Raw genomic sequence first — 9,701 nt, forward strand, 5'->3', positions numbered from 1 at the left:
AACGTTTGGGTCTCGCCATGTAGCACTCGCCCTGTTCCAGCGACTGCCGAGCGGCGTTGTAGCGTGGCGATCGACGCTGAAGTATCAACGATACTGATCCTTTCCGCAGCACTGTAGAGGTCAAGCTCGGTTGAGATCCACCTGGTCAACTGGGCAGCAGGATGCCTCGTAACAAGCCAAAGCTCCGACTTTCGACACGCTGTCTCTCAAAGCTTCGCCTCAAATCATCACGCCAAAGGGGAATAAGTTGGCTGACCTATGTATCATAACGAAGACGTGGCGTGGCGGCGCGGCTTGGCAGGCTCAGATGATTGCCGGTGCGATCGCACGCGCAGGTGCAAGGGTTGTCTTTATTGCACCCAAGGCCGAGCCTGAAGCGCGAGAGCCGAGGGACGAAAATCTACAAAGAATTCTTGTACCGCGTGAGATTACGGAGGATGCTCCTCGTTGGAGGCGTGCCATTGCATCGCTCCGCCGCATAATGAGCAGTAGCTTTGCTGCTCTGAGGCAGCAGAAAGCGACTAACGCGTTCCTGTTCATGATACCGGAGCCACTCTTATTCACGTTGCCATTGTTGGTATTGCTTCGCCTGACCAGAAGACAGATCCTCTTCCTTGTGCACGATGCGGAACCACATGCATGGAAGTTCAGCGGAGCGCTTCGGGCCCTCGAACGATCCGCGCATCTATGGTCATACCGACTTGCAACAAAGATCATCGTTCTAACGCCAACTGTCCGCGATGCATTGACTCGTATGATCGATGCTGCACCGGACAAGATTGTCGTAATACCTCACGGTCCGTTCGTCGTTGATAGCGTGCCGCCGGCGCCTGGGCTCCGTCACTTGCTGATGTTCGGAAGTCTACGCCGAAACAAGAGCGTGCTTGAAGTTGCTCAGGGCATTGTTATGGCCCGCCGCAAGGGGATGGATGTCAAGCTTATACTTGCTGGTGAGCCCCTTCGGGAAGAGCCTGGCTATTGGGACGAATGTCTGAAGGTGATTTCGGAGGATCCGTCAGGGTTTGATGTGAGGGCATCTTTCATCTCTGACGATGATCTTCCAAGCCTTCTCGCCGAAGTTGACGCCTTCGTCCTTGCCTATGACAATTTTCACTCCCAAAGCGGCGTCGCCGTACTGGCAGCACTTGCCGGACGCCCTGTCATTGGTACGAGATCGGGAGGACTATCGGAACTGTTCGAAATCGGAATGAGCGGCCAAGTGATCGAGCACCCGGTGACCGCCGAAAGTATCGCTTCTGGTATTGAAGCCTTCTATTCCATTCCTATCGATGAGTGGCACCGACGCGCGGCGCTTGGTGCTGAACGTGTTGCTGAAACACTGTCCTGGGACGACATTGGATCGGCCTATGTGAAATTGATCAAGCAGGAGTGATCTCGTAGAAGGAAACAATGATCACGGGTAGCGATAACCGAACGACCGGGAGCGGGATGGCTCGTCATGACCACCTTGGCTGCGGACGGCAGCAGAGTTCCTCGCCTGTGACCATGAGATGATGCGGCAAACGCTGAGCCTTCGCGGGCGCAATGGTTCATTCCAAGTAAAGATGACCTGCGTTTGACTGCATGCTGTCTCGCGACACGGGTTTCAGACCCCTTTGTGAGTGTAGGGAAATCCGATGGCTGCGCCGGCTAGCAGTTTCGCACGCGACCAGCGGCCACGCAGAAGCTGGCGGCCTATCGCTCGACCTACATCTAAGACAACGAATGGTAGGGAGACCTTCGAGAACCGAATACAGAATCGGATGCGGTTGCGTGTCATATAATAGTCAGACAGCGGCGATGACTCGCCGAAGTCGCTCGTTCCTATCGAGGCGCCTACTTTGTGAAAAACAATGGATTGAGGCGCATATCCCAATCGAAAACGCCCGCTGCTCCGCGCAGCCCAATCCATCTCTTCCCAATACAGAAAGTAGCTCTCCTCCATCAAGCCTACACTCTCGAGGAACTCTCGGGTTACGAGCATGGACGCGCCGCTTACGAAGCGCAACTCTCTCTCGACCGCGCTCCGATCGACTCGCTGCGAGGCCGGGATGCCTTGGCCGAGGCCGTAGCCTCTTCCCTTGAGCCTCAGGAAGCCCCCTCCACCTAGATTCTGTACGATTTCAGGATGGTCCGCGTACACTAGCGTCGATCCACACATCCCAATCCTTGCATCTTCTTGAATTCGGCTCAGCATCCAATCCAGCGTATCTGGAAGGACCTCGGTATCGTTATTCAGCAACCAAAAGCTCTGGTATCCAGCTTGGAGTGCCTTTCGAAGCGCAATGTTATTTCCTGCCGCAAACCCACGATTCCGTTCCGCCTTGATTAATGTGATTGATGGCATGCTTGAGGTGGAATGGAAGATCGGCGCATCTGTGCCATCCGGATCACTGTCGGCCATCCGAAACTCTAACGGGTGAAGGCCCGTTTTTTCGCGGTGAGAGTTTCCATTCGCTAATCCGTTCTTGGCCCAGTCCTGAATCCTGACCACGGAATCATCCGGCGAGCAATTGTCGACAACAAAAATTCCAAACCCGTCATGCTGCAGCTTCAAGAGAGTTTCTAAGCAGGCTATCGTGTCACGCCACCCCTTATAGTTTAGAATAATAATTGCGGTTGGGGTATTTGACTTCATTCTAGCACAGAGCTCCGAACCACATATTTGCTTGGGCGACTGACATGCTGTTGTAGTCTACGACTGATTATCGAGCCAGCGTGGACAGCTATATCCGGATCTCAAGAAAGGTGAAACTCAGTGTCTGTAGGGCGGCGGGTTAACAGGAAACTGAAGAAGGGGCCGTCCTGCTGGTTCCATCCGGTCGTTCGGCCCGAAGATCGACCGTAACAGTTGCGCGAAATCCGTGATCGTTCCTGCCTTGGCTCAATGAGACATGAGGTCTGCAGCTGAGAGAGGGCTTGATAGATATTGATCCGGAGTAGGCGAGCGTCATCGAATTCAAGCTGCCGACCTTGCCCCGGGTAGCTTCCAGGGCGAAGTATGCGAGCCTCTCGTCGCGGGAGGAGCGTTTCTGGTGGGGCACGTCGCAAGCAATACGCTGGACCCTCATGCCGGCGAAACCGACAAGCGAGGTGGTCGCAAGTGAGAGGTGCTGCCGATCCCGGCGATGCGTCTGTGGCCAAAGATCGGAGAAGTCGATAAAACGCCGAGAGAGAGCACCGTATGAAATCTATATTCCTATGATCAGACACTTCGACAGAATCATCTTGATTTCGCCAGGCGGGAGAAGCGGGGGCGGAGGGATCGGATCCGTAACAGACGGCATAGCGCGATGGATCGAGATCAATGATGTCGATGTTCGCGTCAGCGTGCTGGATCCGAGAGGAGAGGGAACAGTTTTATTGTCCCCGCTTTACCTCATCTCGGCATTCGTCCAGGCAATATTCCTGAGTATCATATCTCGCCGCGTGATATTTCACGTGCAAGTATCAGAAAGAACCAGCGTAATTAGAAAGGGAATTTTTGTTTTTCTCGGCAGATTGTTGAGAAAGCGTACAATCCTGCATCACCATGGCGCAGAATTCGAGAGTTTTTATTTGGGTGCAAACCAAAGTCTTATGCTCTGGACGAAGTCCATCGTTACAATGGCGCATGTCAACATTGTTTTAGGTCGTAAGGCGGCGGAGTTCTTGGTCGACATCGTTGGCGCCACTCCAAGTCGGGTGTGCGTGCTTCCAAACGCCGTATCCGATCTACGCTCGCATGTGCAGTCGATCCGCCAACGAAGTGTGAGTGCGTCACACCCACAGTCCGGAGCAACAAACCTCCTTCTGCTCGCTAACCTCTCTCCGCGGAAAGGCGTTTCCGAGTTCCTCGCGGCTCTCTCGGAACTCCATGCTGAAGGTATACCTGTTCACGCCGTTCTATGTGGGGGAGGCGAGATTAATCGCTATCGGCAAGAGGCTCGACAACTCGGCTTGGATGACGATGTCGTCGAATTTACTGGCTGGGTGAACCGAGACGAGGTTCGTTCCATTCTGGCGCGGACGGACGTATTCGTGCTGCCTTCGTTCAATGAAGGTCTGCCCATGTCAATCCTCGAGGCAGTAAGTGCCGAGATTCCGGTCGTGACGACGCCCGTTGGTGCGATTCCAGAAGTCTTTACTGACGGCGTGAATTGCTTGTTGGTTCCGCCTGGTGACTCTCAAGCGCTCAAGAGCGCAATCAACAAACTGATTTCGAATCCTCGCCTCGCAAAAGCTCTCACAGCGAATGCGAGAGCTCTATATCAGGACAACTTCGCCTTGGAGAGCTATATGGAACGGCTCCAAACGATCTATGCCGATGGTGGATGTCCAAAGCATCCGACTAGGTAGATCCTCTTCTCCTGCTGCGCTCGGAATACGTGATTGGCGGCATCGTCCACTCTTGAACGGTCAGTACAAGGGTTCAGGAGTGCTGGAATCACAGAATTCCTGAACCCTAGGAAGGGAGCGGTTTGTGTCGACGCAGAGATTGTCCTAAAGCGTGCAGGTCAAGGCTTGCAATTCGGCAGTGCGAGCCAACTCATTGTCGGCGTCGATATTGATTTGGCAGGAGAGGCACTTGAGTGCAGCTCATTCGAGATGCGGCAGAGTGTCATGTTCAACCGCGATAGTGTTCATAACTGGCAGTTACCGAAGTGGAAAGGTCATGCTCGGTCAAAGATATAGTGATGATACAGCTCAAAGATCCAGCCGATTTTCTTGGGCTATCCATGAAGTGACGATTGTCTCAGATCATGATGACAGAGAACGACTGATTCAGCTTCTTTCGAGTCCTGACCGCCCAGAGGTTCTCGGGTTTGTTAACGCTCACGCCTTCAACCTGGCCTGGAGCGACGCCTTCACCAGATCTTGCTTCCGATCATGCACGGTCCTGGTCCGCGACGGGATAGGCATGCAGATCTTGTATTCCGCTCTGGGTTTGCCAGCAGGGCAGAACATGAATGGCACCGACCTTATTCCTGAAATTGTCGCCAAATTTGCTGGAAAACGGGTCGCACTCTTTGGGACTGCCGAGCCGTTCCTTTCAACGGCGGCGGAGGTGCTCAGGGGCAGCGCTATCGATGTCGTGACCACGATAGATGGATTCAAGTCTGATGAGGTCTACCTCGAGGATGCAGAAAGGACGGGGCCCGAACTTATAATTCTGGCAATGGGGATGCCGAAGCAGGAGCGCGTAGCACGGTTGCTAAGCCAACATCTGCGAGATCCATGCCTCATTATATGCGGAGGTGCCATACTGGATTTTTTGAGTGGCCGTGTTCAACGAGCGCCGCGCTGGATGCGACGCTTGCATCTTGAATGGGCTTTCCGTCTCGCACGCGAACCGAGGCGACTATTCTCACGATATGTCGTGGGAAACATACTGTTCCTGGCTCGCGTCGCAATCGTTCGAAGAGAGGTGGTGAATTCGGCGGCCCGAGAATTGGGCTGAGGCTGATAGGGTAGCCTGAGGGTGCATCGTTCCTGCGAATGGAGATGCAGAATCACTCACGTGGCATTTACTCTCAGGTGAAGAATCAAGCGAGCGCGCAAAAGAGAGCATTCCCGCGATGCCTTGGCTCCAGGGCGGAATGTTCGAAAGTCACATGTCTGCCTGATCGTTGTGAGCAGGCTTTTTGTGAGAAACCATTTCATTTCGCTAGAACTGTCTTCCTAGTTGTGACATCTGACCGCCTAGGACTCTTGAGTGCTGGGGAAAGTCATGTCTTTAGGTTATAGCGTTGCTACATACACAGGAATCGGAGGGCGAAATGAGGAGTTCATCGTCCGGGTCGGCAGCAATAGCATCGTGAATGCGGGATTTGGCGACGATTACGTGCTGACGTCCGTAGGGTCGAATACGATCACTGGCGGGCAAGGCAGGGACTATATTGACGCCACGAGTGGCGACAATCTGATCGCTGGTGACGACAGCCTGTATTCGTACGGCGCCACTGGAGATGCCGATTGGATACTGGGCTGGGGAGCAGACACCATCTTCGGAGGTGCAGGAAATGACTTCGTCAATGCCCGTGGTGGCGATGATCGGGTTGATGGTGGCGACGGGAACGATGTTCTGTGGGGCGGTTATGGATCTGACGCAATCTCCGGCGGCGCCGGCAACGACGTTCTCTTCGGTGGAAGTGGGACTGGTGAGCCTTACGCCTTCTCAATTTTAGTCGGCTACTCCGGAGAGACGGATGCAGCCATCGCATCGCATGTCTGGGCCGGTGTATCCGGCGAACTCGCTCTCGATGATAACGGCGACGATTACCTGTACGGTGACGCTGGCTTTGACACGTTGTATGGCCAAGGCGGCAACGACACGCTCGATGGCGGATCTGACTCGGACACGATGTTCGGAGGGACGGGAAACGACACCTATCTCGTCGACAAATCCTCTGACGTTGTCATCGAATATGCAGGCGAGGGCTATGATACGGTCCTGACGACGACGAGCTTCTCGCTTAACCCCAATAGCGAAGTAGAGTCTTTGACTGCTCTTGGACCGGCATCTGTGAAGTTGTTGGGGAACTCAATCTCTAATGCGATTGCCGGAAGCTCTGGAGATGACTCTATCAATGGAGCGCATGGCAACGATACCTTAACCGGAGGCACGGGTAAGGATAAGTTCGTCTTCAATACCAAGCTCGGGACGTCAAAGACGGACCGGAAAGTGAACTTCGACAAAATCACTGACTTTTCCGTCAAGAATGATTCGATCTGGCTAGACAATGCGATTTTCAAGAAGCTTGGTGCTGGCAGCGGATCTCATCCTAAGCAACTCAAGGCAGACTACTTCAACGTCGGCGGTCGTGCGGCGGACAAGAACGACTTCATTCTCTACAACAAGAAGACCGGAATCCTGTCGTACGACGCAGACGGATCAGGCAAAGGAAAGGCCGTCGAGTTCGCTCAACTCGCCAAAAACCTCAAGCTGACCGAGAAGGATTTCTTCGTCGTCTAAGCCGAGGAGAATAAGGGTTGCCCTTTTCCATGGATTGATGGCAAAGGGCAACCGGATCCTAGGCATGTGTGGATTGAACTCCTTGATCCGGCAGGGTGTCGCCCGTTGAGCCCGATGCGCTATGCCGACGGAGTCGCGATATTTGATCCGGGTGCCAAGCATGGAGCGGCGCCGACTGCGAGGCTCACCTGCAGCATGTATGATGTGCGGCTGACAAGGGACTGGCGCTTTCGATGACGGTCGAGGGAGCGTCTACCCCTAATGCGTGGAGGGCTCCGCGCCCTGCGAGGCGCCGACGTCCATTGGCTGGATCGCGGCTCCTTGCAGAAGCTATCCGAATTGGTCAGGTGTCTCGCGCAACTTGTAGTGCCTCTCCCGCACATGGGCCACCGAGCGCGCGCAGAAGAAGATCTCAGAACGACGCTTCGCGGGAGCGATGAGGCTCGATGGAGAATCGTGGATGGCGCGAATGTCCCCATGACGGCTTCTCCCCCTAGCTTGCGTCCACGACATGCCGAGATTGAAATCTCCAACAGGTGGGTGCGCCATCGGAGCCGCCTGCAATCGTGCATCGTAACGTCCGAGTTTTCTAGACCGACGCATGATCATATTTTGACACTCGGGCAATAAGAGTTACAGGATCGTTCTGAAGTGACCTAAACAGCGCGCCATGAAATCCACGATCTTCTTCCGCATCCTTGCAGCTATTCTCATCATTGGGATTGTGTTTGTCACACTTTCCCCGCTGGATCTTCGCCCCACCACCGGGGCGTCGGCCACGGCGGAACGATTTGCCGCTTTCGCTGCGCTTGGAGCGGTTTTCTCTTTGGCCTACCCAAAGCGCTACGCCGTTGTTCTTGTCCTGCTGATTGGCCTTGTTGGCTTCCTTGAAATGGCCCAGAACTACATTCCGGATCGACACGGGCGACTGCCTGACAGCATCACCAAGTTATCGGGTGCCTTTCTCGGGGTGGCGGTCGCCAGAATTTTGAGCCGCTAGGGCCAACGTTCTGGAGAGTGAGAATCGACGAGCCTCTGACTGCCTATTAACGGAGCTAACTGGTGAGCCCGACGCTGTGCGTTCGAGGCACTTGCATGCGGCAAACGGCATTTCTGCCTCAGGTGGCGGGATTTTCAGAGCTAGCGGCGTCACGACGAGCAACGCTGCAATGTCGGGCGAAACTGGGTCAATAAACTCTTAATGCAGCCGCTCTATGCAGGTTGTTGCATGGCCTTCCATCGGCATCCAGTCGTGAATTAGCAGGGCGAGAACTATCGGGTTGGTCTCTCAGCGAGCGGACAATCCGTTTGAGATCTCACAGAAGAGCATACCCCGCTCGAGAGTGACCGCCGCTGGCTAGATTTAGAACACGCTTTTCCGAGTATCGGCTGCCATACCCTTGCCTTTGTTACGACGCATGCATTTCATTGTTGCAAGCAAAGCTCCACCAACTGACTGGTTCGTGATCGTTCAAGTGACGCCCGCGGCCTTCAACTGAGGTGCTTCTTTGCGGGGGGTACTGCTCTCGGACTGAAGTTGGTCCCTCCGAGCTTTGTAGATAACTAATATGCCTATGTAGAGAAAAATGCCTACTCATTTTAGAACAGGTTGTCCGTCGGCTGGAGTCATCTCATGCGCAACAGGTCTGTGTTCTACCCGGGTCCGCCCCTCCCAAGACTGAATGTCGCTCCTGTCTCCGATCCTGGTTTGGATGAGGTAAAGGCTACCGTTGCACGTATTCTGGATTTCATTATTGCGGATGAAGAGAGGCTACACAGCTTTTTGAGAACGAGCGGCTTTCGTCCGGACGCGGATCAAGCGGCTGCTCAACTGCCTTTGTTCATGTTGACGATCCTAGATGCTGTTTCGAAAGATCAGCAGCTTTTGAGCGCTCTCGCGCGACAGCAGGGCATCACGCACGAGATTGTTCAGATGTGTCAGGCTCGCCTGTTATTTCAGGTGTCTGTCGAGATCGTGCAACTCAGCCGACAGGGCGACGGATCTTCAGAGCCAACATAGGGGCGGCTGGGATTCCAACTGTTGCTCCAGTATGCCCAGCGACTCGAAGCAATGTGCGTCGTGGCAACGACAGGGCATTGTGACCCTCTATGATTCCTGGAACCGGATTTGTTCTAGATTTAGCCGAGCGCGTCGAATGCGCTGGCTCGCAGCGCTTACTGCCGAAAGTAATATCTGGCGGCTCAGTTTCATTGCCCCACCATCGATAATTTTGACGGAGCGATCAAATTCGCACAATCAAAGGTGGAGGGCTTGAACAGGATCGGTGACCGTTTTGGAGCTTACTTCCCGACTCAGACTGCGTGCTCAAGATGGTCGATCTGCGCGGTTCGTTGAACCGTGATTGAGGGGCGCATTCGTCCGACGGTCTCATCTGTTCACCTCGACGTCCCGCCATCGCGCCCCTGCCAACCTAGAGTTAGGACCGCAGCGGGACATCGCCCCAGTCTGCACGCTCTGTCCGGGATCCTCGATACGAAGTTCCCGGTACTCTCTAATAAGCGTCTTCGACTGGTAGAATGTCGAATTGCGGACCAGTTTGATATAGAGTTTCAGAGCGCCGGCGCGATGTAAGAGGAATACGACATATTAATCGTAGGGGTCTATCGTCGCTTCGAACGACAGATCGCTGGGGCAGATGTCATGAGTGCTGGTAAAGGAATGGGGCTTATTGCTGATGGCGATCCCTATTTCCGCGTTGCGGCGGCCGCCATCCTGACCCACCAC

General features: G+C 54.3%; 7 protein-coding genes. 6 read left to right on the plus strand and 1 reads right to left on the minus strand.

The window, feature by feature from the left end:
* Positions 1-247: 247 nt before the first annotated feature.
* Positions 248-1,393 (plus strand): glycosyltransferase family 4 protein, encoded by a 1,146-nt coding sequence (locus KBI52_RS10015; RefSeq protein WP_256439478.1) that lies wholly within the window; start codon positions 248-250, stop codon positions 1,391-1,393.
* A 213-nt stretch (positions 1,394-1,606) separates the two neighbouring features.
* Here the strand turns inward: KBI52_RS10015 and KBI52_RS10020 are convergent, their stop codons facing one another.
* Positions 1,607-2,638 (minus strand): glycosyltransferase family 2 protein, encoded by a 1,032-nt coding sequence (locus KBI52_RS10020; RefSeq protein ID WP_210807102.1) that lies wholly within the window; start codon positions 2,636-2,638, stop codon positions 1,607-1,609.
* Positions 2,639-3,201: 563 nt separating this feature from the next.
* On the opposite strand from KBI52_RS10020, the gene KBI52_RS10025 reads away from it, so the two are divergent.
* The 5 genes from KBI52_RS10025 to KBI52_RS10045 all read left to right on the plus strand — a co-directional run bounded on the left by KBI52_RS10025 (position 3,202) and on the right by KBI52_RS10045 (position 8,975).
* Entirely contained in the window at positions 3,202-4,338 is a 1,137-nt protein-coding gene (locus KBI52_RS10025) for a glycosyltransferase family 4 protein (RefSeq protein WP_210807104.1), read from the plus strand.
* Between the two features lie 316 nt (positions 4,339-4,654).
* Complete coding sequence (locus KBI52_RS10030; protein ID WP_256439479.1) at positions 4,655-5,440, plus strand: WecB/TagA/CpsF family glycosyltransferase; 786 nt, start codon at positions 4,655-4,657, stop codon at positions 5,438-5,440.
* A 270-nt stretch (positions 5,441-5,710) separates the two neighbouring features.
* Complete coding sequence (locus KBI52_RS10035) at positions 5,711-6,955, plus strand: calcium-binding protein (protein WP_210807108.1); 1,245 nt, start codon at positions 5,711-5,713, stop codon at positions 6,953-6,955.
* A gap of 670 nt (positions 6,956-7,625) precedes the next feature.
* Complete coding sequence (locus KBI52_RS10040) at positions 7,626-7,955, plus strand: VanZ family protein (protein WP_210807110.1); 330 nt, start codon at positions 7,626-7,628, stop codon at positions 7,953-7,955.
* 633 nt (positions 7,956-8,588) lie between these two features.
* Complete coding sequence (locus tag KBI52_RS10045; protein WP_210807112.1) at positions 8,589-8,975, plus strand: DUF3572 family protein; 387 nt, start codon at positions 8,589-8,591, stop codon at positions 8,973-8,975.
* The last annotated feature ends 726 nt before the right edge of the window (positions 8,976-9,701 follow it).

The sequence above is a fragment of the Microvirga sp. HBU67558 genome (assembly GCF_018069605.1).
Classification (GTDB): domain Bacteria; phylum Pseudomonadota; class Alphaproteobacteria; order Rhizobiales; family Beijerinckiaceae; genus Microvirga; species Microvirga terrae.

What these genes read in the sequence shown, in the direction of transcription:
- KBI52_RS10020 (WP_210807102.1), bottom strand. Translation starts at nt 2,638, where the DNA reads ATGAAGTCAAATACCCCAACCGCAATTATTATTCTAAACTATAAGGGG.
- KBI52_RS10025 (WP_210807104.1), top strand. Translation starts at nt 3,202, where the DNA reads ATGATCAGACACTTCGACAGAATCATCTTGATTTCGCCAGGCGGGAGA.
- KBI52_RS10030 (WP_256439479.1), top strand. Translation starts at nt 4,655, where the DNA reads ATGCTCGGTCAAAGATATAGTGATGATACAGCTCAAAGATCCAGCCGA.
- KBI52_RS10035 (WP_210807108.1), top strand. Translation starts at nt 5,711, where the DNA reads ATGTCTTTAGGTTATAGCGTTGCTACATACACAGGAATCGGAGGGCGA.
- KBI52_RS10040 (WP_210807110.1), top strand. Translation starts at nt 7,626, where the DNA reads ATGAAATCCACGATCTTCTTCCGCATCCTTGCAGCTATTCTCATCATT.
- KBI52_RS10045 (WP_210807112.1), top strand. Translation starts at nt 8,589, where the DNA reads ATGCGCAACAGGTCTGTGTTCTACCCGGGTCCGCCCCTCCCAAGACTG.